The 24878-nt window shown below is 65.9% G+C and carries 30 protein-coding genes and 1 tRNA gene; 24 read left to right on the forward strand and 7 right to left on the reverse strand.

Translation table 11 applies throughout. From position 1 onward, the window contains the following. Positions 1–31 precede the first annotated feature (31 nt). Both G335_RS0109735 and G335_RS0109740 read left to right on the forward strand, forming a co-directional pair. A complete protein-coding gene (locus tag G335_RS0109735) occupies positions 32–412 on the forward strand; it encodes a DUF302 domain-containing protein (RefSeq protein WP_018176625.1) in 381 nt (126 codons plus the stop codon). Further along, complete coding sequence (locus G335_RS0109740; RefSeq protein ID WP_018176626.1) at positions 412–1845, forward strand: FAD-dependent oxidoreductase; 1434 nt, start codon at positions 412–414, stop codon at positions 1843–1845. Before G335_RS0109735 ends, G335_RS0109740 begins: the two co-directional genes overlap by 1 nt. Positions 1846–1908: 63 nt before the next feature. Here G335_RS0109740 and G335_RS14290 read toward each other — a convergent pair whose 3' ends face one another. Continuing rightward, positions 1909–2073 (reverse strand): hypothetical protein, encoded by a 165-nt coding sequence (locus G335_RS14290; protein ID WP_018140916.1) that lies wholly within the window; start codon positions 2071–2073, stop codon positions 1909–1911. 3 nt (positions 2074–2076) lie between these two features. Continuing rightward, on the reverse strand, positions 2077–3123 hold the full coding sequence (locus G335_RS0109750) for a folate-binding protein YgfZ (protein ID WP_018176627.1): 1047 nt from the start codon (positions 3121–3123) through the stop codon (positions 2077–2079). 178 nt (positions 3124–3301) lie between these two features. On the opposite strand from G335_RS0109750, the gene sdhC reads away from it, so the two are divergent. The 7 genes from sdhC to G335_RS0109785 all read left to right on the forward strand — a co-directional run bounded on the left by sdhC (position 3302) and on the right by G335_RS0109785 (position 8332). Further along, complete coding sequence (gene sdhC, locus G335_RS0109755; RefSeq protein WP_019563546.1) at positions 3302–3682, forward strand: succinate dehydrogenase, cytochrome b556 subunit; 381 nt, start codon at positions 3302–3304, stop codon at positions 3680–3682. After that, positions 3679–4017, forward strand: a complete 339-nt coding sequence (sdhD, locus tag G335_RS0109760) for a succinate dehydrogenase, hydrophobic membrane anchor protein (RefSeq protein WP_018176629.1) — start codon at positions 3679–3681, stop codon at positions 4015–4017. Before sdhC ends, sdhD begins: the two co-directional genes overlap by 4 nt. 10 nt (positions 4018–4027) lie before the next feature. Then, entirely contained in the window at positions 4028–5803 is a 1776-nt protein-coding gene (sdhA, locus tag G335_RS0109765) for a succinate dehydrogenase flavoprotein subunit (RefSeq protein WP_018176630.1), read from the forward strand. Positions 5804–5909: 106 nt separating this feature from the next. Then, on the forward strand, positions 5910–6272 hold the full coding sequence (locus tag G335_RS0109770; protein ID WP_018176631.1) for a TraR/DksA C4-type zinc finger protein: 363 nt from the start codon (positions 5910–5912) through the stop codon (positions 6270–6272). Positions 6273–6329: 57 nt separating this feature from the next. Next, positions 6330–7031 (forward strand): succinate dehydrogenase iron-sulfur subunit, encoded by a 702-nt coding sequence (locus tag G335_RS0109775; protein ID WP_018145440.1) that lies wholly within the window; start codon positions 6330–6332, stop codon positions 7029–7031. A gap of 136 nt (positions 7032–7167) precedes the next feature. Then, positions 7168–7422: a succinate dehydrogenase assembly factor 2 gene (locus tag G335_RS0109780; RefSeq protein ID WP_018938539.1), complete on the forward strand. Its 255-nt coding sequence runs from the start codon at positions 7168–7170 to the stop codon at positions 7420–7422. Between the two features lie 52 nt (positions 7423–7474). Then, on the forward strand, positions 7475–8332 hold the full coding sequence (locus tag G335_RS0109785; protein WP_018176632.1) for a NifU family protein: 858 nt from the start codon (positions 7475–7477) through the stop codon (positions 8330–8332). Between the two features lie 15 nt (positions 8333–8347). Here the strand turns inward: G335_RS0109785 and G335_RS0109790 are convergent, their stop codons facing one another. Continuing rightward, positions 8348–9280 (reverse strand): AraC family transcriptional regulator, encoded by a 933-nt coding sequence (locus G335_RS0109790; protein ID WP_018176633.1) that lies wholly within the window; start codon positions 9278–9280, stop codon positions 8348–8350. Positions 9281–9471: 191 nt separating this feature from the next. Between G335_RS0109790 and G335_RS0109795 the strand changes: the two genes are divergently transcribed. The 4 genes from G335_RS0109795 to G335_RS0109810 all read left to right on the forward strand — a co-directional run bounded on the left by G335_RS0109795 (position 9472) and on the right by G335_RS0109810 (position 12100). Next, positions 9472–10092 carry a DoxX family protein gene (locus G335_RS0109795; protein WP_043690043.1) on the forward strand — a complete coding sequence of 207 codons (621 nt, stop codon included), beginning with the start codon at positions 9472–9474 and terminating at the stop codon, positions 10090–10092. A gap of 74 nt (positions 10093–10166) precedes the next feature. Further along, positions 10167–10463 (forward strand): hypothetical protein, encoded by a 297-nt coding sequence (locus tag G335_RS0109800; RefSeq protein ID WP_018176635.1) that lies wholly within the window; start codon positions 10167–10169, stop codon positions 10461–10463. Beyond that, positions 10453–11337, forward strand: a complete 885-nt coding sequence (locus tag G335_RS0109805) for a DUF692 domain-containing protein (protein ID WP_018176636.1) — start codon at positions 10453–10455, stop codon at positions 11335–11337. The genes G335_RS0109800 and G335_RS0109805 overlap by 11 nt, the downstream gene beginning before the upstream one ends. Continuing rightward, positions 11330–12100 (forward strand): DUF2063 domain-containing protein, encoded by a 771-nt coding sequence (locus G335_RS0109810; RefSeq protein ID WP_018176637.1) that lies wholly within the window; start codon positions 11330–11332, stop codon positions 12098–12100. The genes G335_RS0109805 and G335_RS0109810 overlap by 8 nt, the downstream gene beginning before the upstream one ends. Positions 12101–12335: 235 nt before the next feature. Here G335_RS0109810 and G335_RS0109815 read toward each other — a convergent pair whose 3' ends face one another. Next, positions 12336–13322: a serine/threonine protein kinase gene (locus G335_RS0109815; RefSeq protein WP_018176638.1), complete on the reverse strand. Its 987-nt coding sequence runs from the start codon at positions 13320–13322 to the stop codon at positions 12336–12338. 60 nt (positions 13323–13382) lie between these two features. On the opposite strand from G335_RS0109815, the gene G335_RS0109820 reads away from it, so the two are divergent. The 11 genes from G335_RS0109820 to G335_RS0109870 all read left to right on the forward strand — a co-directional run bounded on the left by G335_RS0109820 (position 13383) and on the right by G335_RS0109870 (position 23065). Further along, complete coding sequence (locus G335_RS0109820; RefSeq protein WP_018176639.1) at positions 13383–14087, forward strand: TVP38/TMEM64 family protein; 705 nt, start codon at positions 13383–13385, stop codon at positions 14085–14087. Positions 14088–14249: 162 nt separating this feature from the next. Further along, the gene (locus tag G335_RS0109825; protein WP_026304816.1) at positions 14250–15236 is read left to right on the forward strand and encodes an MBL fold metallo-hydrolase; all 987 of its coding nucleotides are present in this window, start codon (positions 14250–14252) and stop codon (positions 15234–15236) included. 150 nt (positions 15237–15386) lie between these two features. Then, entirely contained in the window at positions 15387–17303 is a 1917-nt protein-coding gene (gene thrS / locus G335_RS0109830; protein ID WP_018145452.1) for a threonine--tRNA ligase, read from the forward strand. Positions 17304–17325: 22 nt separating this feature from the next. After that, a complete protein-coding gene (gene infC, locus G335_RS0109835; RefSeq protein ID WP_081620152.1) occupies positions 17326–17844 on the forward strand; it encodes a translation initiation factor IF-3 in 519 nt (172 codons plus the stop codon). 102 nt (positions 17845–17946) lie between these two features. Then, positions 17947–18144 (forward strand): 50S ribosomal protein L35, encoded by a 198-nt coding sequence (gene rpmI / locus G335_RS0109840; RefSeq protein ID WP_017942014.1) that lies wholly within the window; start codon positions 17947–17949, stop codon positions 18142–18144. A gap of 20 nt (positions 18145–18164) precedes the next feature. Then, entirely contained in the window at positions 18165–18524 is a 360-nt protein-coding gene (rplT, locus tag G335_RS0109845) for a 50S ribosomal protein L20 (protein WP_018145454.1), read from the forward strand. A 189-nt stretch (positions 18525–18713) separates the two neighbouring features. Continuing rightward, a complete protein-coding gene (gene pheS, locus G335_RS0109850; RefSeq protein WP_018145455.1) occupies positions 18714–19742 on the forward strand; it encodes a phenylalanine--tRNA ligase subunit alpha in 1029 nt (342 codons plus the stop codon). After that, on the forward strand, positions 19742–22102 hold the full coding sequence (gene pheT, locus G335_RS0109855; protein WP_018176641.1) for a phenylalanine--tRNA ligase subunit beta: 2361 nt from the start codon (positions 19742–19744) through the stop codon (positions 22100–22102). The genes pheS and pheT overlap by 1 nt, the downstream gene beginning before the upstream one ends. A gap of 3 nt (positions 22103–22105) precedes the next feature. Further along, positions 22106–22405, forward strand: a complete 300-nt coding sequence (locus G335_RS0109860; RefSeq protein WP_018140932.1) for an integration host factor subunit alpha — start codon at positions 22106–22108, stop codon at positions 22403–22405. Then, positions 22389–22745, forward strand: coding sequence for a MerR family transcriptional regulator (locus tag G335_RS0109865; protein WP_018140933.1), 357 nt, complete (start codon positions 22389–22391; stop codon positions 22743–22745). The genes G335_RS0109860 and G335_RS0109865 overlap by 17 nt, the downstream gene beginning before the upstream one ends. A gap of 243 nt (positions 22746–22988) precedes the next feature. Beyond that, positions 22989–23065, forward strand: a tRNA-Pro gene (locus G335_RS0109870). A gap of 83 nt (positions 23066–23148) precedes the next feature. On the opposite strand, the gene G335_RS0109875 is transcribed toward G335_RS0109870, so the two are convergent. The 3 genes from G335_RS0109875 to flgM form a co-directional block, all read right to left on the reverse strand. Next, a complete protein-coding gene (locus tag G335_RS0109875; protein ID WP_018176642.1) occupies positions 23149–23865 on the reverse strand; it encodes a flagellar brake protein in 717 nt (238 codons plus the stop codon). An 82-nt stretch (positions 23866–23947) separates the two neighbouring features. Further along, positions 23948–24433 carry a flagella synthesis protein FlgN gene (locus tag G335_RS0109880; protein WP_018169967.1) on the reverse strand — a complete coding sequence of 162 codons (486 nt, stop codon included), beginning with the start codon at positions 24431–24433 and terminating at the stop codon, positions 23948–23950. A gap of 15 nt (positions 24434–24448) precedes the next feature. After that, positions 24449–24763, reverse strand: coding sequence for a flagellar biosynthesis anti-sigma factor FlgM (flgM, locus tag G335_RS0109885; protein ID WP_018176643.1), 315 nt, complete (start codon positions 24761–24763; stop codon positions 24449–24451). Positions 24764–24878 lie beyond the last annotated feature (115 nt).

A 24878-nucleotide genomic window follows, 5' to 3' on the forward strand; every position in this document is an offset into this window, starting at 1 on the left:
CCGGGGCCCCGCACCGAACGAAGGAATCGTCATGCTGGAAACCACTACCCGACTGGACCCCGAGACCGCGGTCGCGACCCTGAAGGAGGCGATTGACGCCCAGGGGCTGAAGCTGGTCTCGCACATCAATGGCCAGGCCAATGCCGCGAAGATCGGGGTCGAGGTCCCGACCGACCAGATCCTGGAGATCTTTCACCCGAGCTACGCGGTGCGTGTCTGGGAGGCTTGCAAGCCGGCCGGCATCGACATCCCGTTGCGCATCCACGTCTCCGGAGATGGCGAGATGCTGCGCGTCAGCGCGCGCTCCGCACGGGACGTATTCGCGCCGTGGGCCAACCCCGATCTGGACGCCATCGGGTCCGAACTGGACCCGAAGCTGAAGGCCATTCTCGATGCCGTGGAGGCCGCGTGATGAGCACCGAAACCGACGAGTTCAAGCGCTATATCTGCAAGGTCTGCGGGTATATCTACGACGAGGCTAAGGGCGACACGGATTCCGGTCTGGCCCCTGGGACCCGCTTCGAGGATATCCCCGACGACTGGTATTGCCCCGACTGTAATGTGACCAAGGCGGATTTCACCGCCCTGGAGCCGCGCGCCGAGACCGCGGACGCCGGTGCCGCCGCGATGGCCTGGAGTGCCGGAGCCGGCGCGGCCGATCCGGACGCGGTGGTGATCGTCGGCGGCGGCATGGCGGGCTGGGCCCTGGCCGAGGCCCTGCGCGAGCGGGATCCGCGGCGCACGATCCGCCTGCTGACCGCCGATTCCGGTGATTACTACACCAAGCCGCGGATCTCCAATGCCTTTGCCCGGGGCGTCGCGGTCGCGGATCTGGTGGAGGAGACTGGCGTGGCGCGGGCGGCCCGGCTCGGCATTGACCTGATGCCGTTTGTCCGCGTGCTGGATGTCCAGCGGGCGCAGCAAAAAATCATCACCGCCCGTGGCGGCGTGCCGTACGGCCAGCTGGTGCTGGCCACCGGGGCGCGTCCGCGGCAAATGGCGTTCCCCGGTGGGGCCAGGGCGCCGCTGTCGGTGAACACGCTGGAGGACTACCGTGCGCTGCGTGCGGCCCTCGAGGCGCAAGCCGGGTCACCGGCCCATACCCGTGTGGCCATCATCGGCGCCGGCCTGGTGGGCTGCGAGCTGGCGGACGACCTGGCGGCCGGTGGTTATCCGGTGTCTTTGATCGAGTGTGCGTCGCGGCCGCTGCCGAATCTGCTGCCCGAGTCGCTGAGCGGCGATCTGGAGAAGGCGCTGGCGGACCGCGGCGTGCAGTGGCACACCGAGGCGACCGTCGAGCGCATCGAACCGGTGGCGGAGGGAACGACCCGTCTTGCCCTAGCCAGTGGCGAATCGGTAGAGGCCGAGGTGGTCATCAGCGCGCTCGGGCTGGTGCCCAACCGCGAGCTGGCCGAGCGGATCGGTCTGGCCTGCCACGCGGGGATCGAGGTGGACGCACTCTTGCGCACCACCGACCCGGCGGTCTTCGCCCTGGGCGATGGTTGCGAGTTCGACGGCCAGTTACGTCCCTACGTGGAGACCCTGCGCGGGCAAGCAGCTGCACTGGCGCGCACGCTGTCCGGCGAGCCGACGGTGTACCGGCCGGATGCCGGGATCGTGCAGGTCAAGACCGGGAGCCTGCCGTTGAACGTCTGCCCGCCGCAGACGGACGGGGGCGAGTGGGTGGAGATCTCGGGCGACGGCGAAGGGCGTCACCTGGAGTATCACGCCGACGCACGGCTCGAGGGGTTTGCCTTGTCGGGTTGCCATGCACGCCAGGCGCGGGACCTGGAGATGCGCCTGGGCGAGCCGGTGGCGGATACCCGAACCCGGCTGGCGTCCTGAGCCGCGTGGCCCGGCCGGTGCCGGGCCCGCGGGGGTGCGGCGATGCGGATCAGAGGATTCGGGTCATATGACCCCGTCGAGGCGCAAATAGCCGATCAGGAACAGCACTGCCAATACCCCGGCCAGGGCGTAGAGCCAGTTGGATAGCGTGGGGTTGTCGGGGCGGCTGAAGAAGGCCGCCCACAGTGCCAGCAGGATCAGGACGAAAAAGAAGAACAAAAAGCGCATGCGTCAGGCTCCTTCGGGGACTGCGTAGGGCAGTTCGACCACCTCGGCCTTGGCGCCGTCGGGTGCGTCCCAGCGCAGTTCGCCCTTGGCGGCCGCGACCTGCAGTACGGCCAGGGCGGAGTACAGCCCGTCCGGGTGCAATTCGGCTGCGACGATCTCGCCGTCCGACTGGTCCGGGTTGCCGTCGGCCTGGAACACAGGCGAGCCGGGTTGGGGTGGAGTCTGAGTATGGATCGCCAGGCGGAACATGCGCCGCTTGAGCTTGCCCAGGTAGTGCATGCGTGCCACGACCTCCTGGCCCGGATAGCAGCCCTTTTCGAAGCTGACCGCGCCCAGGGCATGCAGGTTGAGCATCTGCGGCACGAACTTCTCGCTGGTTTCCTCCACCACGGTGGGGACCCCGGCCAGGATGTCCAGCAGTGCCCAGTCGCGCGGGCCCACCGGGGCCGCGTGGACGTTCAGACCGTCCCACGCCTTGCGCATGGCGCCGATCTCGCCGAACAGCTCGAAGCGCGGGTGCACCCCGGGTACCCGGACCACGGTGACGCCGTCCTTCTCGACGACCTCCTCGACCTCGGCGGGACAGATACCCAGCGCGCTTTGCAGCTCCTTCTCGGCATCCGGCCCGGAGCAGCCGAAGTGGATGCGGGAGTCGCCGGCCTGTTCGATGATGACGTTCGCGCGCAGCACGAACATCTGCAGGCGCTTGGCCACCGGCTCGATCCGGTCTGCGGGCATCTCCAGCAGGTAGCCGTCGCGGGTACGCAGCACGCGGAACACGGCGTAGGCGCGGCCCTTGGGACTGGAGTAGCTGGACAGCTGGCTGTGTTGCGCGTCCACCGCGCGGATGTCGTTGCCGAACTGGCCCTGCAGGAAGTCGGTGGCGTCGTCGCCGCGAACCTCCAGCAGGCCGCGATGGGAGAGGTCGCAGATCACCTCGCCGTTGATGGCCATGCGGCGTTCACGTTCCGGGTTGCCGTAGTGCAGGAGGTCGTCCTCCTCGAACTCGGCACCCGCATCGGTGATGTGGTCTTTCCAGTCTTCGCGCATCGAGGATCTCCAGTGGACTGCTGCCCATGCCATCGCCGGGCGTACCGCGCGGGAGGCGGCGATACGGGGTCACGACGGCAGCATGGAGTGGTAAGCTGATTCGGTGGATCGATGGTAGACGAACCCCACGCGGGGTGTCAGCCTGACGGTCCTTTTCTTCCGGCTATTAGGGGTTGGCATGACTCGGCAGGGACGTCCCGTCTTTCTGGATTTGCGCAAGATCCGACTGCCGCTGAATGCCGTGGTCTCCATTCTGCACCGGATCACCGGTGTCTTCCTGATTCTGTCGATTCCCGTGCTGCTTTGGCTGCTGGACCGCTCGTTGGCCAGCCCCGAGGGCTTCGCCCAGGTCGTGGCGATCATTCATCATCCGATCGGCCTGGTGGCGCTGGCCCTGGGGCTTTGGTGGCTGCTGCATCACCTGTTTGCCGGGATTCGCTACCTGCTGATGGAATTCGGCATCGGCGAGGATCGCGCGGGCTCGCTGCGCACGGCGCGCGATGCGCTGTACGCGGGCATCCTCGGCACCGTGCTGGTGTGGCTGGGGCTGGTGCTATGAGGCTGCTGAGCGGACAGCGCGCCTGGCTGCTGCAACGCATCACGGCGGTGTACGTGGGCGTGTACGTGATCCTGGCCCTCGGATTCTTCGTGCTGGCCGCGCCGGCGGATCATGCCGCATGGCTGGGTGTGGTCGGGCACCCGGTGACTGGGCTGCTGACGGCGGTGTTCGTGCTGCTGATGCTGCTGCATGCGTGGATCGGGCTGCGCGACGTGGTGATGGACTACGTGCATGCGCCCGGCACGCGGCTCCTGGTGTTCGTGCTGGCCGCCGGCGGGTTGCTCCTGACGGGGCTGTGGGCATTTTTCATTCTGATTCGGGCGGGACTGGCATGAAGGGACTGGCATGAACGTGGCGCGACGCAAGTTCGACGCCCTGATCATCGGGGCCGGCGGGGCCGGCCTGCGCGCGGCGCTACAGCTGTCCAATGGCGATGCCAAGGTCGCGGTGGTCTCCAAGGTGTTTCCCACGCGCTCGCACACGGTGGCGGCGCAGGGCGGGGTGAACGCCGCCCTGGCCAACGTCCTGCCGGACTCCTGGCACTGGCACATGTTCGACACGGTGAAGGGCTCGGACTATCTGGGCGACCAGGACGCGATCGAATACATGTGTCGCGCCGCACCCAAGGTGGTCTACGAGCTGGACCACTTCGGCGTGCCGTTCTCGCGCCTGGACAACGGCACCATCTACCAGCGCGCCTTTGGCGGGCAGAGCCAGAATTTCGGTCAGGATCAGGCCGCGCGCACCTGCGCGGCGGCGGACCGCACCGGGCACGCGATCCTGCACTCGCTGTACCAGCAGAACCTGCGCGCGCGCACGCACTTCTTCGACGAGTACTTCGCGGTGGACCTGCTGCGCGACGCGCAGGGCTACGTGCTGGGCGTGCTGGCGTTCGAGATCCTGACCGGCGAGCCGATCGTGATCGAGGCCAAGACCACCCTGATCGCGACCGGCGGGGCGGGACAGCTGTTCCGCACCACGACCAACGCGCTGATCAACACCGGTGACGGCATGGCGATGGCCCTGCGCGCCGGGGTGCCGCTGGAGGACATGGAGTTCGTGCAGTTCCACCCGACCGGGATCGCCGGGCGCGGGATGCTGATTACCGAGGGCGCGCGCGGCGAGGGCGGGTTCCTGATCAACTGCGAGGGCGAGCGTTTCATGGAGCGCTACGCCCCGCGGGCGAAGGACCTGGCCTCGCGCGACGTGGTGAGCCGCTCCATTGCCACCGAGGTGCGCGAGGGACGCGGCTGCGGGCGCAATGCGGATCACGTATTGCTCGACCTGCGCCATCTGGGGGCCGATACGATCATGCAGCGCCTGCCGGGGATTCGCGAGACGAGCATGACCTTTCTCGGGGTCGATCCGATCGAGGCGCCGATCCCGATCTTCCCGACCTGCCACTACAGCATGGGCGGCATCCCGACCAATCGCTTCGGGCAGGTGGTGGCGCCGGAGAAGGACACGCCGGAGGACCCGGTCCCGGGGCTGTACGCGGCCGGCGAGACGGCCTGTGTCTCGGTGCACGGGGCCAACCGCCTGGGCGGCAATTCACTGCTCGACATCCTGGTGTTCGGCCGCGCGGCGGCCAATCACATCCTCGAGTACCTGGCCGAGAACCGTTACCACCGGCCGCTGGACGAGTCGGCCGTGGAACAGGCGATGGCGCGGCTCACGCGCTGGGATCGCAAGGACCCGGGCGATGGCTCCGCCGAGCAGGTCGAGCCGCTCAAGCGCGACCTGCGCAAGGTGATGGAAGACCACTGCTCGGTATTCCGCACCGACGAGGTGATGCGCGAGGGCGTGGAGAAGGTCCGCGCGCTCCGCGAGCGCCTGAACCACGCGGTGATCGCGGATCACTCCAGCACCTTCAATACCGCGCGGGTGGAGGCGATGGAGCTGGAGAACCTGATGGACTGCGCGATCGCGACCATCCGCTCCGCGCTGGGGCGCGAGGAAAGCCGCGGCGCCCACTCGCGGATCGATTTCCCCGAGCGCGACGATCAGCACTGGCTCAAGCACAGCCTGTACTCGCTGGCGGATGACAGCCTGGACTACAAGCCGGTGCGGACGCAGCCGAATACCGTGGCCTCGTTCCCGCCCAAGGAACGCGTCTATTGATGGGTCGACTCGACCGTAGGATGCCGATGAGCGTAGCGAATCGCATCAGGGGGCATGGCAGCCCGCGCGTTCAACCATGGGCATCGCGCCCAATGGGAGACGAGCAATGAGCAACCCTGCCGAACCGGTACCCGAAGCGTGGCTGCACGAGCAGCTCGAGGCGCTGCTGACGGAGCTGGATGCAGCGCTCGCGGGCGCCGCCGACAGCGGCGCGACCGTGGAGCTGGACCAGCAACGCACCGGACGGCTCTCGCGGATGGACGCGCTGCAGGGCCAGGCCATGGCCAAGGCGAGCCAGCAGCGGCGCGAGGCCCAGCGTGTTCGCGCCCGCCGGGCGCTGAAGCGGCTGGAGGAGGGCGAGGGCGGACTGTGCATCGACTGCCTGGAGCCGATTGCCCGCTCGCGGCTGGAGATCGACCCGTCGGCCGAGCGATGCATCGCCTGTGCCGAAGCGCAGGAACAGGATTGATTGGGGCTTACCGCAGCGTGTGACAACGGTGGCCGCGGTCACCGACAGGAGATACCGATGGAGTTCTCGATCTACCGCTTCAACCCGGAAACGGACACGCTGCCGAAGATGCAGCGCTTCAGCCTGCCCGATGACCAGGTCGAGCCCGGGATGATGCTGCTGGATGCCCTGCTTCTGCTGAAGGAACAGGACGACTCCCTGGGCTTTCGCCGCTCCTGTCAGCACGGGGTGTGTGGCTCCGACGGCATGAACATCAACGGCACCAATGGCCTGGCCTGCATCACGCCGCTGGCGGATCTGGACTCACCCGTGACCCTGCGCCCGTTCCCGGGCATGCCGGTGATCCGCGACCTGATCGTGGACATGGACAACTTCTGGGAGCAATACCGCAAGGCCGAGCCCTGGCTGGTCAACGACAGCCCGGAGCCCGAGGTGGAGCGCAAGCAAAGCCCCGAAGACCGCGAACAACTGGACGGGCTCTACGAGTGCATCCTGTGCGGCTGCTGCTCCGCTGCCTGCCCATCCTACTGGTGGAACCCGGACAAGTTCCTGGGGCCGGCGGCGCTTTTGCAGGCCGCGCGCTTCATCCACGACAGCCGCGACGAGGCCACCGAGCACCGTCTCGAACAGCTGGATGATGCCTGGAAGCTTTACCGCTGCCACACCATCATGAACTGCACCCAGGTGTGCCCGAAGGGCCTGAACCCGAGCCGCGCGATCAGCGACATCCGCCGCACCATGCTCAAGAAATCGCTGTGAGTGGCGCGACCCCCAACGGTTGTTCCACCCCTGTGGGAGCCTGTTTGCAGGCGAAGCCCCTGCCCGCGTCCTGCTTTGGCAGGGGCATTCGCCTGCAAGCAGGCTCCCACAGGGGGCCTGGACGGGTGTTTGGGTGATGGAACCGGATAACCGGACACGCTGGCGCTGTCGCCGCGGCATGCTGGAGAACGACTGGCTGCTCGGCCACTTTCTCGCGCAGGGATATGCGCAACTGGACCAGGAGGGTCGCGATGCCTTCGAGCGCCTGCTCGATTACCCCGACAACGTGCTGCTGGACGTGGTCATGGGTCGCCAGACCACGGTGGACGAGGGGATAGCCCGTCTTGTCCCGGCGATCCGCGCCGCCACTCAGGCTTCGGCTCCGGCCTGACCCGGTTCTTCCCCGGCTCGCGCTCGCGGGCCAGATCCTCCTGCTCCTGGCTGTGGCCGCCTATGTGCTGGTGTACAGCCCGTTGTGGACGCTGGCCCCGGTCTTCGGGCTGGCCATCGCCGGGTGGTGGTGGCAAGGGCGCTCGCAACCGCCGGCCTGGGACTGGCTGGGGCAGACGCCCGAGGGGGCAACCTGGCTGGCCACCGCCGAGGGCCTGCGCCAGGAGCAGGTGGACTGGGTCGAGGTGCTGCCCGATACACGAGTGTTGCGTCGGGTCGTCATCCTCGTCGTTCGGGTGCCCGCGACCGGCCGGGTATGGCGCCTGTGGCTGCACGCCGGGCGCATGCATCCGGAGGACCTGCGCCGTCTGCGCGTGCGGTTGCGCTGGTCGCCCGCGCGCGAGGTGGTGGATCCCGGCTGGCGGGTGCGGCTTCGCGCGGGGGTAGAGCGCGGCGTTGCTATACTGGCGAAAAGCCGAGTACCCGGAGGCCCGAACATGGCTGGACCCGACAATGCGCAGGTGATGGTGGACGTGTCACACCTGCTGAGTGACGAGCCCGATCACGTGTACAGCGAGGATGAACTGGACGCGATCGAGGAACTCGATCCGGAGCTCGCGCTGCGCCTGGACCGAGCCCAGACCCATGCGCAACGCGAGGCGGCCGACGTGCCGGCCGATGGCCCGATCGACGTGGACGCGGTGCGCGCCGCGATCGAGGAGGCACGGCGGATCATGATGCAGGACGGGGGCGATATCGAGTTCGTGGAGCTCGATGGCCGCACCGTACGGGTCCGACTCAAGGGGGCCTGTGTGGGCTGTCCGCGCTCCACGCTGGATCTCAAGAATGTGGTCGAACGCCTGGTTCGGTCGCGTGCGCCGGGCGTGGCCAGCGTCGCCAACACCTTCTGATCCGCTCTTTGGCAGTCAAGCCTGGCCGGCACCGAGCCGGCGCAGTAGCTGCCGGATGCGCCCCGGCCCGAACCCGTGCACCCGCTTGAAGGCCTTGCGAAAGGCCGCCTCCGAGGTATAGCCCACCGCGTCCATCACGCCCGCGACCGACTCCCGCCCGTCGCGTAGCTGGCGTTCCGCCAGGACCATCCGCCACTGGGTCAGGTAGTCGATGGGCGTCTGTCCGACCAGCGCATGAAAGCGCTCCGCGAAGCTGCTGCGCGACATGGCGGCCTCGCTGGCCAGCCCCTCCAGGGTCCAGGCCGCCTCCGGGTGGGCGTGCAGGGCATCCAGTGCCCGGCGGATGCGGTCGTCCGCCAGGGCGGCGATCAGCGATCCCTCCGAGTGTTCGCGTTGCGAGCAGATGTGATGGCGCACGGCCATCACGAACAGGGTGTCCGCCAGGCGGTCCAGTACCGGCCGATAGCCGGAGGAGCGCTCCGCGAGTTCGATGTTCATCAGGTCCGCCAGGTGTGATAGCCGGTCGCCGGATTCGCGGCGGCGGATGATGATGTGGTCGGGGAGCGCGGCCAGGATCGGGTTGCGGCGGCCGGAATCGAACTCGAAGTGGCCGCACAGGAGCTGGGTGACCGGGATATCCGGCGGATCCTCGCCTTCCACCAGCGTCAGATGGTTTTCGCGGTCGGGTACGGAGTCGCGGCTGGCCATCAGGTGCCAGTCGTCATGCGGCAGCAGGAGAAGATCGCCGGCCTCCATCCAGACGGGGGCCATCGCCTCCATGTGCAGATAGCATCCGCCTTGCCCCACCAGGTGAAAGCTGGCATTCCCCGAGCCCGCCGTGCTGAGCTGCCACTCCCCGCATAGGCGCGGGTTGGTGTCGATGCGGGCACGCAGGTTGTAGGCGGCCAGAACCGTCGACAGCACGTCTTCGTGGGGGCTGATGTCCATCGAACCTTCCTTTTGCCTGTTCCTGTTGGTTCTTCACCTTAGACCTTTGGACGCCCGGTTGCCGGGCGTCACGGGCCTCTCCCCGTGGTCCCGGACGATCGGACATAAAAGCCGGCGGATCACCCCGCGTACGGCGCGAGCCCGGGGTCTAGGCTTTATACCCAGTAGAAGGGGAAAAGGAGATCAGGACGATGGCTGCGACTGGAACCTTGGCAGTGCGCTTGCAGGGTTGGCTGGACTGGACGCGAGGCGCGGACTTCCTGGCGCCCCTGCTGTTGCGGCTCTACCTCGCGCCGGTGTTCTGGATGGCGGGAACCAACAAGCTGGACGGGATCCTGCCGAAAGAGAACGTGGTGATGTGGTACGGCAACGCGGACTGGGGGCTGGGCATGCCCTTCCCCTATCTGATGGTGATGTTGTCGGCGTATGCCGAGGTGCTGGGTGCGATCGCGTTGCTGCTCGGTCTGGCGACGCGCTGGTTCTCGATCCCGCTGATGATCACGATGGTGGTGGCGGCCGTGACCGTGCATCTGGAACACGGGTGGCAACGGATCTCCGACCCGATGATGTGCCTGTTCAACTGTTCCGGGATCGAGGAGGCACAGATGCGCCTGGATCGCGCCAAGTCCATTTTGCAGGAGCACGGCAACTACAATTGGCTGACCGAGACCGGACACTTCGCGATCGTGAACAACGGGATCGAGATGGCCGCGACCTTCTTCGTGATGCTGCTGGTCCTGTTCTTCTGGGGAGCGGGACGCTACGTCAGCATCGACTATTACATCCGTCGGAGGATGATGAGCAGGGGGTAACTCCAAGAGCTGTTTCAGCAGCCATTACACAACGGGTCCAGCGGATCCATAATCGCAACACGAGGAGTACGACCATGAAGAACGATCTGTTTTCCACCAAGACCCTGGCCGGTGCCGTCGGCACGGCGGCAATCGGCATGGCCATGGCCACCAGCCCGGTGTTTGCCTCGGCCGACCTGAACCACGGCTATCAACAGGGCGGCCAGTCGCCGCTGATGCTGGCCGAGGGTTCCTGTGGCGAAGGCACTTGTGGTGGCGCGAGCGATACCAAGGACAGTGAAGGCAGCTGCGGTGAAGGCACCTGCGGTGGCTCGGACGGCGACGACAAGGATTCCGAAGGCGCCTGTGGCGAGGGGACCTGTGGCGGCTAAAGTCGTCCACCCTGCCAACCCGGCCCGCGTCAGCGGCGCCGGGCTCGGCTTGCGGCGGGCCCTGCTGGGTCCGCTGGCCGAGGCCCCGGAGGCGACGGAGCGCCTGGGGTTCTTCGAGGCGGCTCCGGAAAACTGGATGCACCTGGGCGGGCGTCTGGGCCGCATCTTTCGCGAATACACCGAGGCCCAGCCCTTTGTGTGCCACGGGCTGTCTCTCGACATTGGCGGGCCGCGCCCGCTGGACAAGACCTTTCTGCAGGACCTGCGTGTCTTCCTGGATACCCACGGGATCGAGGATTACAGCGAGCACCTCTCGGCCTGTGGCGACGGCCAGGGGCATCTGTACGACCTGATGCCGATCCCGTTCACCGAGGAGGCGGTGCGGTACGTGGCCGATCGCGTGCGCCAGGTGCAGGACATCCTCGGGCGCCGGATGGCGCTGGAGAATGTCTCCTATTACACCCCGGTGGGGGCCGAACTGGACGAGATCACCTTCGTGCGGGCGGTGCTGGAGGAGGCCGACTGCGACCTCCTGCTCGACGTGAACAACATCGTCGTCAACAGCATCAATCACGGCTACGAGCCGACCGAGTTCCTGGATGCAATGCCGCTGGAGCGAGTGCGCTACCTGCACATTGCCGGGCACGAGGAGGAGGCCCCGGACCTGCGGGTCGACACCCATGGCCAGCCGATCTGTTCCGATGTCTGGGCGCTGCTGGAGGCCACCTATGCCCGCATGGGGCCGGTGCCGACCCTGCTCGAGCGCGACTTCAACTTTCCGCCGCTGGAGGAACTGCTGGCGGAGACCGACCGGATTCGGGATCTGCAGTTGCGGTCGCGCGCCGGCCAGGAAGAGCGACTCCTGCATGCCTGAGGCGGATTTCCAGCAGGTACAGGAGGCATTCGCGCGGCACTTGCGTGACCCGGAGCGCTATCCGGCCCCGGAGGGGATCGAGAGCCGGCGCCTGGCGATCTACCGGCGTCTGTTCTTCAACAACGTGGCCAACCTGCTGGCCAGGGGTTTCCCGGTCATGCGGGGACTGCTGGAGGCGGCCGCCTGGGAACAGCTGGTGCGCGACTTCTATCGCGATCATGGCAGCGAGACGCCGTATTTTCCGCAGCTGGCGGCGGAGTTCGTGCGCTACCTGGCAGAGGAACGCTCGGCGCAGCCCGGCGATCCGCCCTTCCTGGCCGAGCTGGCCCACTACGAGCGCGTGGAGACCGAACTGGTCTATGCGGATGCCACGCCGCCTCCGGATGTCGAGCCGGACGGTGACCTTATGGTTCAGGTTCCGGTGTTTTCGGCCGCCGCGCGGCTGCTGGCCTACGAGTACCCGGTGCACCGGATCGGGGCCGACTTCCAGCCCGATCAACCGGGAGAGGTGCCGACCTACCTGCTGGCGTACCGCACCGGGGAGGAGCGGGTGCGGTTTGCCGAGCTGAATCCGCTGGGCGCCCGGCTGCTGTGGCGGGTGATCGAGACACCGGCGACCGGCGATGAACACATCCGCCGGGTGGCCGACGATTTCGGGCTGGAACTCTCGGACGAGCTGGTGGCCAGTGGGCGCCAGTTGCTGGAGCACTACCGCGGGCTGGGCGCCATCGTGGGGACCCGGACTGACCGCGCATCCGCCTGAGGCGGAGGGACCGGACGCGCACGTCGCAGTCCCGGACGCCCGGGCATGGGAAACGAACGTCCAGGGCAGCCGCAAGGGAAGCAGGAAGTCGCTGTCCCCCAGGCGCCACCGGATATGGGCGCAGTTGCCTCGGTACAGCGGTGCCATTGTCTCTTTGCTGATGGCGCTCTCGTGCCTCGATGACACCCGTGACTCGGTGCTGGAGCGGATCCGGAACCTGCGGTGAGACGGGGCCTCAGTAACCCAGGTCGAGGGCGGGTTCGTCGAGGGCGGCGGCCTGCTCGCGCAGGGTGAGGATGTGATCCTCCCAGAAGCGCGGCGTGTAGAAGATCGGGAAGCCGTCGACAAAGGCGGGGTCGTCGGCGCGCCGGGCCAGCCAGGCGGCGTGGCGCAGGATGCGCAGGGTGCGTAGTGGGGCGATCAGCCCGAGCTGGCGACGATCCAGTGGTACGAAGGTCTCGTAGCCTTCCAGCAGGGCCTGCATCTGCCAGGCCATCTCGGGCGGTTCGCCGGACAGGAACATCCACAGGTCCTGCATGGCGGGGCCGGTACAGGCGTCGTCCAGATCGACAAAGTGCGGGCCGTCGTCGGTCCACAGGATGTTGCCGGGGTGGGTGTCGCCGTGCAGGCGCAGCTGCGGGACCGGGCCGATCGTGTCGAGGTCCCGCTGGATTCGCCCCAGGAGGTCGGCGCTGAGATCGCGGTACACGGATTCCAGCTCCAGGGGGAGATAGCCGGAGTCAAGCACAGCCTGGCGTGCCTCCTCGCCACGCGGGACGGGATCGAGCACGGGCCGCTCGTGAAAGCGGGCGGCGCGTCCGACCTCGTGGATGCGGGCGATGAAGCGGCCGATGCGGACCAGGGTTTCGCGCTGCTCCAGATCCGGCGCGCGGCCGCCGCAGCGCGGGTAGACGGCGAACATGAACCCGGCGTGATCGTGCAGGGTTTCGCCTTCAGGATCGGCCAGAGGGGCGACTACCGGGATCTCGCGGCTTGCAAGTTCCTGGCTGAAGCCGTGTTCCTCGCGGATGGCGGCGGGTGTCCAGCGTTGCGGACGATAGAACTTGGCGATGACCGGTGTGGTGTCCTCGATGCCGACCTGGTAGACGCGGTTCTCGTAGCTGTTGAGGGCCAGCAGGCGCCCGTCGCAGCGCAGACCGGTCGTTTCCACCGCGTCGAGGATGACACCGGGTTTCAGTTCGTCGTACGGATGTGCATGCATGCTTGCAGTGTACGGGTTTGCCGCGCATGGTTCCGGCAAAGTGACCGCGAGGAGTCGCGATTGAATCGCTATTACTGGGGGTTGGTTGTTGCCCTGGTGGGTCTCGTCGCCGTCTGGCTGGTGGTTGCGATGGGCCCGGGTCTGGATCTGGAGACCCTGCAGGTCGCGCGCCTGCAGGTGGAGGACTGGCGGGTCGCGCACCCGTTCGTCACGGCCTGGGTGTTCTTCCTGTTGTACATGGTGGTGGCCGCCTTTTCGGTGCCGGGGATCGTGGTGATGACCCTGGCCGGCGGTGCCCTGTTTGGCGTGGTCTGGGGCACCGTGCTGTCGTCGCTGGCTTCGACGTTGGGGGCGACCCTGACCTTTGTTGTGGCGCGGGCGCTGGCGCGCGATGCTGTTCAGCGTCGTTACAAGCACCAACTTGGGCGCATCAATGCGGGCTTTGAGCGCGAGGGCGCGTTCTACCTGTTCGCGCTGCGGATGATTCCGGTGTTCCCGTTCCTGTTGATCAACGCCGGGATGGGCCTGTTGCCGATCCGGATCTGGACGTATTTCTGGGTATCACTCGTGGGGATGCTGCCGGCCACGGCGGTGTTCGCGAATGCCGGGACGCAGTTGGGGCGGCTTGATGGCATCGAGGGCATTCTCTCGCCGGTGCTGGTCCTGTCCCTGGTTGCCACGGGGCTTTTTCCGCTCCTGGCGCGCTGGCTGGTGAATGCCGTGCGCCGCAGGCGGGGTCGATTGGAGAACCCGGGCGCGGACTAACACGCACGCAGTATCTGCCATCGCGTATATAATAGGGTTTACGGTTGGGAGGCGGCCGTGGAGCGCGCACCGCTGGACACAATCTCGAAGTTCAACGAACGATCCCGTCACATATTGCGTGCGCTGTCCGACTCGGGGCGCGAACGACACAAGGAGTTTTCCATGACATTGAATGTTTTGTTGCGCCAGGGTCAGGTGGCCTTCCTCGCGCTGGGCCTGATGGGCTTCGGCATGGCCGCCGTGCAGGCGGAGGAAGAGTCGCTTGATCGTCCGATCGAGAAGGTGCTGGAGCCGATTCAGCTGACCGACCGGGTTCATTACTTTTATGGCTCGCTCGAGAACCGCACGCCGGCCAATCTCGGTTTCACCAATAACACCGGCTTCGTGGTGACCGACGAAGGCGTGGTGCTGATCGATTCGGGGCCGAGCTACCAGGTCGCCCAGCGCATGGAGAAGGCGATTGCCGGGGTCACCGACAAGCCGATCACGCACGTGATTTCGGTGGGCAGCCAGGACCACCGCTGGCTGGGCAACGGCTACTTCCACGAGCAGGGGGCGGAGCTGGTTGCGCTGCAGCGGACCGCGAGCACCCAGGCCGATCGCGGGGAGGGGCAGATCGCCTCGCTGGCCAATTCCGTGGGCGAAGAGGCGATGGAGGGCACCCAGCCGGTTCCGGCACCGAACCCCATCGATGCCGATGAATACATCCTGACCGTGGGCGGTGTGGACTTCGAGCTGATCTATGCCGGGGATGCCCACTTCCCGGGCGACATCATGGTTCACCTTCCGGGTGAGGACGTCGTCTTTACCGGTGACATCGTCTACACCGAGCGCATGCTGGGCATCCATCCCTTCAGCAACCCGGTGGAGAAGCTCGAGGCCTTCCGGCACCTGGAATCCATCGATCCGGAGATCGTCGTGCCGGGGCACGGCCGCGCGACCGACATGGCCGAGGCACGCCAGGATACGGGGGATTACCTGGAACTCCTGGTGCGCGAGGTGACGGCAGGCATCGAGGACTGGGAATCGCTTAACGAGGTGGTCGACCGCCTGGCGGATCTGGAACAGTTCAAGCACCTGCGCCACTACGATGACTGGCACCGCCCGAACGTGAACCGGACCTACCTGTTCATCGAAGGCAACATGTAACAACCGCACGGTAATCCCGGCCACAGCCCGGGAGATCTGCCGACGGCGCGGGGCACATGGTATGCTTCGCGCCGTTGTCGTTTCCGGCAACTCCAAATTTCTGATACGCGACGTTCGACCCCGCGTATGGGTCGGCGAAGGAGCCTCGCAATGCCCGCAATAACCCTCCCCGACGGCAGCCGCCGCGAGTTCGATCACCCGGTCACCGTGCTGGACGTGGCGAAGGACATCGGTCCCGGCCTGGCCAAGGCCACCCTGGCCGGCAAGGTCGATGGCGAACTGGTCGATGCCCGCCACGAGATCGACACAGACGCCGCGCTGGCGATCGTGACCGACCGCGACCCGGAAGGGGTGGAGATCATCCGGCATTCGACCGCGCACCTGATGGCGCAGGCGGTCAAGCAGCTGTTTCCCGACGCGCAGGTGACCATCGGCCCGACCATCGAGAACGGCTTCTACTACGACTTCGCCTATGACCGCGGCTTTACGCCGGAGGATCTGGAGAAGATCGAGAAGCGCATGAAGGAACTGGCCAAGCAAGACCTGCCGGTGGAGCGCTCGCTGATGGATCGCGACGAGGCGGTGAAGTACTTCCGCGACATGGGCGAGGCGTACAAGGCCGAGATCATCGCGAGCATCCCGCAGGGCGAGAACATCTCGCTGTACAAGCAGGGCGACTTTGTCGATCTCTGCCGGGGCCCGCATATCCCGTCCACCGGCAAGCTGAAGGCCTTCAAGCTGACCAAGGTGGCCGGTGCCTACTGGCGCGGTGACTCCGACAACGAGATGCTGACGCGTATCTACGGTACCGCCTGGCCGAACAAGGATCAGCTGAAGGAGCATCTGGATCGGCTGAAGGAAGCCGAGCGCCGCGATCATCGCAAGATCGGTCAGGAGCTGGATCTGTTCTCGATCCAGGACGAGGCCGGTGGTGGCCTGGTGTTCTGGCACCCGAAGGGCGCGCGCATCCGCCGCGAGATCGAGAAGTACTGGTACGACATGCACGAGAAGGCCGGTTACGACTTCGTGGTCTCGCCGCATATCGCGAACCTGGAGCTGTGGAAGACCTCCGGCCACGCGGATTTCTACGCCGAGTCCATGTACGAGCCGATGGAGGACGAACACCAGTCCTTCCAGCTCAAGCCGATGAACTGCCCGTTTCATGTGCTGATGTACAAGGACCGGCTGCATTCCTACCGCGACCTGCCGCTGCGCTGGGCGGAGATGGGCACGGTGTACCGCCGCGAGATGTCCGGTGCGCTGCACGGGCTGATGCGCGTGCGCGGCTTCACCCAGGACGATGCCCACATCTTCTGCCGCGAGGACCAGATCGAGGCCGAGGTCATGGGCGTGATCGATCTGACCCTCGAAGTCCTGCAGACCTTCGGCTTCGAGAAGTTCGACGTGAACCTGTCGACCAAGCCCGAGGATGCGGTCGGCTCGGATGAAATCTGGGAACACGCGACCGCTTCGCTGCGCTCGGCGATCGAGAAGAAGGGCCTGGATTATTCGGTGGACGAGGGCGGCGGTGCCTTCTACGGTCCGAAGATCGATATCAAGATCCACGATGCGATCGGCCGCGAATGGCAGTGCTCCACGGTACAGCTGGACTTCAATCTGCCCGAGCGTTTCGACATGGAATACGTCGCCGAGGACAACGAGCGACGCCGTCCGATCATGATCCACCGCGCGCTGCTAGGCTCGGTGGAACGCTTCTTCGGCGTGCTGATCGAACACTATGCCGGCCACTTCCCGGCGTGGCTGGCCCCGGTGCAGGCCGAGGTGCTGACCATTACCGAAAGGCAGGATGAATACGCCCGCGAGGTCACGAAGACACTGCGCGCGATGGGGTTCCGGGTCGAGGCCGACTTGAGAAACGAGAAGATCGGCTTTAAGATTCGCGAGCACACGCTCAAGCGCGTGCCGTACCTGCTGGTCCTTGGAGACAAGGAGATGGAAAATGGGCAGGTGGCGGTGCGTACGCGGAGTGGGGAAGACCTCGGCGTGATGCGCCTCGAGGACTTCGGCGAACGCCTCCGGGAGGAGGTCGGCAGTCGCCAACACTGAACCCTGAACTGGAGAGAAGGCTATTAGCGCAGCGAAAACGGTCCGCCTGAACGATCAGATCACGAGTCCGCAGATCCGACTGATCGACGCCGAAGGCGAGAATCGCGGTGTCTGCAGCACTGCAGAGGCCCTGGAAATGGCCCAGGAAGGTGGTCTGGACCTGGTCGAGATCTCGCCGAATGCCGAGCCGCCCGTGGCCCGGATCATGGATTACGGGAAGTTCAAGTTCGAGCAGGCGAAGAAGGCGCAGGAAGCCAAGAAGAAGCAGAAGCAGATCCAGATCAAGGAAGTGAAGTTTCGTCCGGGTACGGACGAGGGCGACTACAACGTCAAGCTTCGCAACCTGCGCCGCTTCATCGAGGCCGGTGACAAGGGCAAGGTGACCATCCGCTTCCGCGGGCGCGAGATGCGCCACCAGGAACTGGGTGGCGAGCTGCTCGACAAGGTCGAGAAAGACATGGCTGATATCGCGGTCGTGGAACAGCGGCCGAAGATGGAAGGGCGCCAGATGATCATGGTGCTGACGGGCAAGAAGAAGTAAGTCCGTCAGACGACAAGGGCGATCGGGTTTCCGCATACCCGCATCGCTTTTTCATAAACGGTCGGCCCGCAGTGGGTACGGCCCAAAATGCCGGAGAGAGTAATGCCGAAGATCAAGACCAATCGGGGTGCGGCCAAGCGCTTCACCCGTACCGGGTCGGGGAAGTTCAAGCGGTTCCAGTCGCACCGCAGCCACATCCTGACCAAGAAGCCTACCAAGCGTAAGCGTCACCTGCGCAGTCCGGCGATGGTGCACGAGTCGGATGCCCCGGCCGTGCGCAAGCTGCTGCCGTACCGTTGAACTGACCGAGGAATCGAGACATGCCACGAGTCAAGCGCGGTGTAACCGCTCACGCCCGTCACAAGAAAGTCCTGAAGCAAGCCAAGGGCTACTACGGCGCCCGGAAGAACGTCTTCCGCGTTGCCAACCAGGCCGTCATCAAGGCCGGTCAGTATGCCTACCGTGACCGTCGCCAGAAGAAGCGTCAGTTCCGGTCGCTGTGGATCGTCCGCATCAATGCGGCGGCCCGTCAGTTCGATCTGTCCTACAGCCGTTTGATGAACGGTTTGAACAAGGCCGAGATCGATATCGACCGCAAGACCCTGGCCGATCTGGCCGTGCACGACCTGACCGCGTTCGGCAAGATCGCGGAGAAGGCCAAGGCTGCACTGCCGGCCTGAGCCGCAGGGCCTGAAGGACTGCCCGCCGGCGGTGTGCCGGCGGGTCCCGAGAAGGGAGGGTCGATGCCCTCCCTTTTTTGTTTCGGGAACAGGAAACGAGGCGCCTGCAAGGCAGCGGCCCGCACTCGGGGGCCGCTGCCTTGCAGGCGAATAGGGGGCCGGGGAGGCCCGTACCAGTCGGGGGAAGTCGTGGAACAACTGCAACAGCTGGTCGCCGAGGCGCGCGAGCGCGTCGAAGGGGCCACGGACCTGAAGGCGCTGGACGAGGTCCGGGTGCACTATCTCGGCAAGAAGGGCGCACTCACGGCACAGCTCAAGGAGCTGGGCAAGCTACCGGCGGAGGAACGGCCGGCGGCGGGGCAGAAAGTGAACGAGGCCAAGACCGAGGTCGCCGGCCTGATCGAGTCGCGCAAGGAGGCCCTGGCGCAGAGCGCACTGGCGGAACAGCTGGCGGGCGAACAGGTCGACGTGACCCTGCCGGGGCGGCGTCAGGCTGATGGCGCGCTGCACCCCATTACACAAACCCTGGAACGCATCGAGACCTTCTTTGCCGGGTTGGGCTTTCGCGTGGCCGAGGGCCCCGAGGTGGAAGATGACTTCCACAACTTCGAGGCCCTGAACATCCCCGAGCATCACCCGGCGCGGGCGATGCACGACACCTTCTACTTTGATGCCCACCGCGTGCTGCGCACGCATACCTCGCCGGTGCAGATCCGCACCATGGAACAGGAGCGCCCGCCGCTGCGCGTGATCGCGCCAGGGCGCGTGTATCGCTGCGATTCGGATCTGACGCATAGCCCGATGTTCCACCAGGTGGAAGGGCTTTGCGTGGATACGGATATCACGTTCGCGGATCTGCGAGGCGTGTTGAGTGCATTTCTTCAGGCCTTCTTTGATCGGGACGATCTGGCCACGCGCTTTCGGCCGTCGTACTTCCCGTTCACCGAGCCGTCGGCCGAGGTCGACATCCAGTGCGTGCACTGCGGCGGTGACGGCTGCCGCGTTTGCAGCCATACCGGCTGGCTGGAGGTGATGGGCTGCGGGATGGTGCACCCCAACGTGCTGGGTCACGTGGGGATCGACGCCGAGCAGTACACCGGCTTTGCCTTTGGCCTGGGCGTCGAACGCATGGCGATGCTGCGCCATGGCGTGAACGACCTCCGGCTGTTCTTCGACAACGATATCCGCTTCATCGGGCAATTCGGGCAGACAGGCTAATGCGTATCAGTGTGCAGTGGCTGCAGGAATGGCTGCAGATCGACGAGACCCCGGAACAACTGGGCCATCGCCTGACCATGGCGGGTCTGGAACTGGATGCGATGGAAGCGGCGGCGCCCGCCTTCAGTGGGGTGCGGGTGGGCCACGTGGTGGCGGTCGAGCCGCACCCGGACGCGGACCGCCTGCGGGTGTGCCGGGTCGAAGCGGGCGAGGCGGAGCCGCTGACCATCGTATGTGGCGCGCCCAACGTGCATGAAGGCATGCGGGCGCCGGTGGCGGTGGTCGGTGCGGTATTGCCCGGCGATTTCCGTATCAAGCGCTCCAAGCTGCGCGGCGTGCCTTCCGAGGGAATGCTCTGCTCCGCTCGCGAGCTTGGCCTGGCAGATGATGCCGAAGGCCTGATGTCCCTGCCGGCGACGCTGGAGGCCGGCCAGGACCTGCGTGAGGCGCTGGGGCTGGACGACACCATCCTGGAAGTGGACCTGACGCCGAACCGGGCCGATTGCCTGGGCATGCGCGGGATTGCGCGGGAGTGCTCGGCATTGCTGGACCGGCCGCTGCATGCCCCGGCGATGCCGGGCGTGGACGTCGCCAACGATGCCCGGGTGAGCGTCGTCATCGAGAATCCGGAGGCCTGCCCCTTGTATGCCGCCCGGGTGCTGGAGGGCCTGGACGCCAAGGCCGCGACGCCGCTGTGGATGACCGAACGCCTGCGCCGTGCCGGGGTGCGCCCGCTGAGCGCGATCGTGGATGTGACCAATTACGTGATGCTGGAACTGGGCCAGCCACTGCATGCCTTTGATGCCGATCGCACGGGCGCCCCGATCCAGGTGCGCCAGGGCAAACAGGGGGAAACCCTGACGCTGCTCGGAGGCGACCAGACGGTGAAATTGTCGCCGCAGGATCTGGTCATTGCGGGTGATGACGTCCCCCTGGCGCTGGCCGGAGTGATGGGCGGCGCCGCCAGCGCGGTCGATGCCAGCACCACCCGCGTGATCCTCGAATGTGCGCATTTCGCACCGCGCGCCCTGGCCGGTCGGGCGCGGGCCCACGGGCTGCATACCGATGCCTCCCACCGTTTCGAGCGGGGTGTCGACCCGACCCTGGTCCCGCAGGCGATGGAACGCGCGACCCAGCTGCTGCTGGAGCTCTGCGGCGGACAGTGCGGCCCGGTCGAGCAAGTGGGTGAGACGCCGGCCTCCCATGCGGAACAGGCGATCGTCCTGCGCCCGGATCGTGTCCAGCGCCTGCTTGGGGTGACCCTAGAGGCTTCCGAGGTCGAGCGGATCCTGGAGGCACTGGACTGCCGCATCGAGACAAGCGAGAGCGGCTGGTCGGTACGCGCGCCGCGGGCCCGATTCGACCTCGAACGCGAGGAGGATCTGATCGAAGAGCTGGCCCGGGTGCACGGCTATGACGCCCTGCCGCAGACACTCCCGAAGCCGGTTGCGCCGGTGACGCCGGAGTCGGGTCTGCGGTCACTGCGCAACGGGCTTGCCCGCCAGGGCTTCCATGAGGTGATCAGCTTCAGTTTTATCGCTCGCGAGGCCGCCAGTGCGTTCTACCCGGACGTGGAGCCCCTGGCGTTGGCGAATCCCATTTCGTCCGATCTGGCGGTGATGCGCCCGGGACTGTGGTCCGGGTTGGTGACCACTGCCGCCTACAACCAGGCGCGCCAGCAATCGGACCTGCGTCTGTTCGAGCATGGCCTGCGCTTTGTTCCGGATGCGTCCGGTCTGCGGCAGGAGCCGCGACTGGCCGGCCTGCTTGGTGGGAGGGTGGCTCCGGAGGCCTGGGAAGGCGAGGCGAAGAAGGTCGATTTCTTCGACGCCAAGGGCACCGTGGAAGGCCTGTGCGAACGCGTCGCCGGCGCGCTCGGCTTTCGCGCAGAACGTCATCCGGCGCTGCATGACGGGCAATCCGCACGGGTACTGGTCGACGGGCAGCCGATCGGCTGGGTCGGGCGCCTGCACCCGGCGTTGTGCGAGCGCTTCGACGTGGAGCCGGTCTACCTGTTCGATCTGGACGCGACTGCCGTGGTGCAAGCCCCGGTGGCGCAGTTCTCGCCGTTGTCGCCGTACCCGTCCATCCGTCGGGATCTGGCGCTGGTGGTGGCCGAGTCGGTGGCGGCGGGCGATGTGCTGGCGGCCATCGACGAGCTTGGCCTGGAGATCCTTCAGGATGTTCGCCTGTTCGATGTGTACCAGGGCAAAGGCTTGAATCCGGACGAAAAAAGCCTGGCTTTGGGCTTGATTTTACGGGCTTTTGATCGCACCCTAGGCGAACAGGACGTGGCTGGCGTCACCGACGCGGTGGTGCAGCATCTCCAGGCCCGGTTCAACGCAACCTTGAGACAATAGCCGATGGCAGCTGTAACCAAGGCGGATCTCGCCGCCGCGCTAAACGAGGAACTGGGTCTCAACAAGCGCGAGGCCAAGGAATTCGTCGAGATGTTCTTCGAGGAGATGCGGCAGTCGCTGGAGACCGGCGAGGGCGTGAAGCTTTCCGGGTTCGGGAATTTCATCCTGCGCGACAAGAACCAGCGGCCAGGGCGCAATCCGAAGACGGGCGAAGAGATTCCGGTCTCCGCGCGTCGTGTGGTGACCTTCCGGCCGGGACAGAAACTGCGCGAGCGGGTAGAGAGCTATGCTGGAGGCGAGTAACCACCAGGAACTGCCCGCCATCCCGGGCAAGCGCTACTTCACCATCGGCGAAGTCGCGGAGCTGTGCCAGGTCAAGCCGCATGTGCTGCGGTACTGGGAGCAGGAATTCCCGATGCTGGAGCCGGTCAAGCGGCGCGGCAACCGCCGCTACTACCAGCGTCAGGACGTGATCCTGATCCGTCAGATTCGCGCATTGCTGTACGAAGAGGGCTACACCATCAATGGTGCCCGTCAGAAGCTCTCCGGCGACGAGGCCAAGGGTGATCGTCAGCAGGCCCAGCAGATCATCCAGGACACCATCTCCGAGCTCGAGTCGGTTCTGCGCGTTCTGCGCGCCTGAGGCTCCCTAGGGGACGCCCAGACGTCGTATTGATGCGATTCGCTGCGCTCGTCGCATCCTGCGGTGTCCTTCTGAACCCAACTCCAGTTCGAAATTTCCGCTCTGTAGGATGCGACGAGCGCAGCGAGTCGCATCAATGCGCCATTCTCGGTGTACGTGACACGAATGGTCCGCACGGATCTCGCTGCAATGGGGTGGCCGACGCTTTCGTGAAGGCGGGGAATCGGATATAGTTCGCGGCTTCGGGGCGTGGCGCAGTCTGGTAGCGCATCTGCATGGGGTGCAGAGGGTCGCAGGTTCAAATCCTGCCGTCCCGACCAAACAGGAACGATCAAAAAAGGCCGCTTCAAGCGGCCTTTTTTGTGTTCGGGGTTGCAGGTTGCGGCGTCGCCTGGGCTCAGGCTCAATCCATCGAGCGGCGGCGTGCCTCGCGCTGGTAATGGAGCAGGGCGATGTTGGTCTGGCGTTCCATCCACTGGGTCATGCCGACGATCTCGAAGCCCGCAAACTCGAAGCCATCACGTGTGCTGCGGCGACGGTTGGCCAGACGCAGGTTCCCGGAAAGGCGTTCCCTGACATCGGGGAGCAAGAGGTTCTCGAAGGCCAGGTTCGCCTGCTCCTCAAGCGCATCCAGGAGGGTGGTGGGCAGCTCGATGCACATGCCCTGGGCAGAGAGGTCGGCAACCTCGCCGATCACGGGATCCCTCCAGGCCTTCGCATGGAGTTCGATCTGAGGGCGCTGTGCCATCGGAATGTGCACGCGGAACGTTTCGCGGCGTTGCAGGTAGTGCAAAGTCTCCGGATAGGTGCAGACGTAGAGCGCGCCTTTTTGCTCCTGCTCGATGCGTGTTACGTGCGTGCCGAATCGCACTGCGACCCCGCGCAGCGCCGCGAATACGCGCAAGTCCATGCCGGCACGGACCTGCTGGTGCGCCCGAGGCGGGGTCAGCTCGTCGAGAAAGAGTTCCTTGGCGGCTGGGTCCAGACGGACCAGGGCCGAGGTGTACAGGGGGCCGTCGGTATCCACGCGAACGCTCACGACGGTGAGCTTGTGGTCGAGGTCCTTGAGGATGCCGGCAATCCGGTCCGGCTTGTCGACGGTATAGTCGGTGTCGTCCATGCGTCCGAAGTGTTAGGAAAGTGTGAGGACGCAAGGTACTGGTGGATGCCGCGAAAAGCCAGCCTCCACCAGGACCGGGCTCTCAGGCCTGGGTGATCTGGCGTCCGCCGCGGCTTCCGGGGCGGGCGCGGCCATACGGGTCGTAGGTGGCCGCGGGGCCGGTTTCCTCGCCGCGGAGGATCTGCATGGAGAGTTCCACGCGCTGGCGGTCACGGTCGATCAGGCGCGCATTGCCCTGATTCAGAGTGTCGCAGCGTTCGATGGACTGGCGCAGGGCTTGCCACAGGTCGTTCAGTACTACGCCATCGTCCATCTTCGAGAACAGGCGCGCGACGCCCTCGGGGCTGAAGGCCTCGCCGGCGGCCTCGACCAGGCCTTGCTGGTTGCGGGTCTCGGTTTCCAGCTCATGCAGCAGGGTCTGCTTGCCGGTCACCACGTCCTGCAGCGTATCGGGTTGGCGCGCTTCGACTGCGCGCGTCTCCTGTAGCAGGCTCTCTTCCAGCTGATGAGCCAGCCGGATTGAGGTCTCGAGCGAGCGTTGCAGTTTGTGGTGCGCGTCGGCATTCATGGGCGATAGACCGGGTTAGCGCAGCAGGCTTTCGAGGTCGATCATGCGATCGGCCAGCTGCTGGTTGTCCACCGGATAATTGCCGCTGGAGATCGCCTCGCGCAGTTCGGCAACGCGGGCGGCGTCGAAGGGTGCGGTGTCACCCGCGCCCGCCGCGGCATTCATCGCCTGGGCGGCCCCGGTGAGCGTGACCGAATCATTGTTTGGCGCCGATGCGTTACCGGAGGCCGGGGCACGGCTCGCCGTGTTGCCGGACTCGTCGCGACCCTTTACCCCGGGATTCTGGCTGTCGGGGCGCAGGCTGTTCGTGTTGAGGCCCTTGATATCCATGATGCCTTCCTGTCGTTGTAACTGTGCTGCAATTGTTTACGGCCAGCGGTGCTGAAACTGTAGGCCCCGGGGGCGGAAAAGTGTAACGGGCTTCACAGTCCGCTTCGAAAATCAT

The sequence above is a fragment of the Thioalkalivibrio sp. AKL8 genome (assembly GCF_000380525.1).
GTDB classification, from domain to species: domain Bacteria; phylum Pseudomonadota; class Gammaproteobacteria; order Ectothiorhodospirales; family Ectothiorhodospiraceae; genus Thioalkalivibrio; species Thioalkalivibrio versutus.

What these genes read in the sequence shown, in the direction of transcription:
- G335_RS0109735 (WP_018176625.1), top strand. Translation starts at nt 32, where the DNA reads ATGCTGGAAACCACTACCCGACTGGACCCCGAGACCGCGGTCGCGACC.
- G335_RS0109740 (WP_018176626.1), top strand. Translation starts at nt 412, where the DNA reads ATGAGCACCGAAACCGACGAGTTCAAGCGCTATATCTGCAAGGTCTGC.
- G335_RS14290 (WP_018140916.1), bottom strand. Translation starts at nt 2,073, where the DNA reads ATGCGCTTTTTGTTCTTCTTTTTCGTCCTGATCCTGCTGGCACTGTGG.
- G335_RS0109750 (WP_018176627.1), bottom strand. Translation starts at nt 3,123, where the DNA reads ATGCGCGAAGACTGGAAAGACCACATCACCGATGCGGGTGCCGAGTTC.
- sdhC (WP_019563546.1), top strand. Translation starts at nt 3,302, where the DNA reads ATGACTCGGCAGGGACGTCCCGTCTTTCTGGATTTGCGCAAGATCCGA.
- sdhD (WP_018176629.1), top strand. Translation starts at nt 3,679, where the DNA reads ATGAGGCTGCTGAGCGGACAGCGCGCCTGGCTGCTGCAACGCATCACG.
- sdhA (WP_018176630.1), top strand. Translation starts at nt 4,028, where the DNA reads ATGAACGTGGCGCGACGCAAGTTCGACGCCCTGATCATCGGGGCCGGC.
- G335_RS0109770 (WP_018176631.1), top strand. Translation starts at nt 5,910, where the DNA reads ATGAGCAACCCTGCCGAACCGGTACCCGAAGCGTGGCTGCACGAGCAG.
- G335_RS0109775 (WP_018145440.1), top strand. Translation starts at nt 6,330, where the DNA reads ATGGAGTTCTCGATCTACCGCTTCAACCCGGAAACGGACACGCTGCCG.
- G335_RS0109780 (WP_018938539.1), top strand. Translation starts at nt 7,168, where the DNA reads ATGGAACCGGATAACCGGACACGCTGGCGCTGTCGCCGCGGCATGCTG.
- G335_RS0109790 (WP_018176633.1), bottom strand. Translation starts at nt 9,280, where the DNA reads ATGGACATCAGCCCCCACGAAGACGTGCTGTCGACGGTTCTGGCCGCC.
- G335_RS0109795 (WP_043690043.1), top strand. Translation starts at nt 9,472, where the DNA reads ATGGCTGCGACTGGAACCTTGGCAGTGCGCTTGCAGGGTTGGCTGGAC.
- G335_RS0109800 (WP_018176635.1), top strand. Translation starts at nt 10,167, where the DNA reads ATGAAGAACGATCTGTTTTCCACCAAGACCCTGGCCGGTGCCGTCGGC.
- G335_RS0109810 (WP_018176637.1), top strand. Translation starts at nt 11,330, where the DNA reads ATGCCTGAGGCGGATTTCCAGCAGGTACAGGAGGCATTCGCGCGGCAC.
- G335_RS0109815 (WP_018176638.1), bottom strand. Translation starts at nt 13,322, where the DNA reads ATGCATGCACATCCGTACGACGAACTGAAACCCGGTGTCATCCTCGAC.
- G335_RS0109825 (WP_026304816.1), top strand. Translation starts at nt 14,250, where the DNA reads ATGACATTGAATGTTTTGTTGCGCCAGGGTCAGGTGGCCTTCCTCGCG.
- thrS (WP_018145452.1), top strand. Translation starts at nt 15,387, where the DNA reads ATGCCCGCAATAACCCTCCCCGACGGCAGCCGCCGCGAGTTCGATCAC.
- rpmI (WP_017942014.1), top strand. Translation starts at nt 17,947, where the DNA reads ATGCCGAAGATCAAGACCAATCGGGGTGCGGCCAAGCGCTTCACCCGT.
- rplT (WP_018145454.1), top strand. Translation starts at nt 18,165, where the DNA reads ATGCCACGAGTCAAGCGCGGTGTAACCGCTCACGCCCGTCACAAGAAA.
- pheT (WP_018176641.1), top strand. Translation starts at nt 19,742, where the DNA reads ATGCGTATCAGTGTGCAGTGGCTGCAGGAATGGCTGCAGATCGACGAG.
- G335_RS0109860 (WP_018140932.1), top strand. Translation starts at nt 22,106, where the DNA reads ATGGCAGCTGTAACCAAGGCGGATCTCGCCGCCGCGCTAAACGAGGAA.
- G335_RS0109865 (WP_018140933.1), top strand. Translation starts at nt 22,389, where the DNA reads ATGCTGGAGGCGAGTAACCACCAGGAACTGCCCGCCATCCCGGGCAAG.
- G335_RS0109875 (WP_018176642.1), bottom strand. Translation starts at nt 23,865, where the DNA reads ATGGACGACACCGACTATACCGTCGACAAGCCGGACCGGATTGCCGGC.
- G335_RS0109880 (WP_018169967.1), bottom strand. Translation starts at nt 24,433, where the DNA reads ATGAATGCCGACGCGCACCACAAACTGCAACGCTCGCTCGAGACCTCA.
- flgM (WP_018176643.1), bottom strand. Translation starts at nt 24,763, where the DNA reads ATGGATATCAAGGGCCTCAACACGAACAGCCTGCGCCCCGACAGCCAG.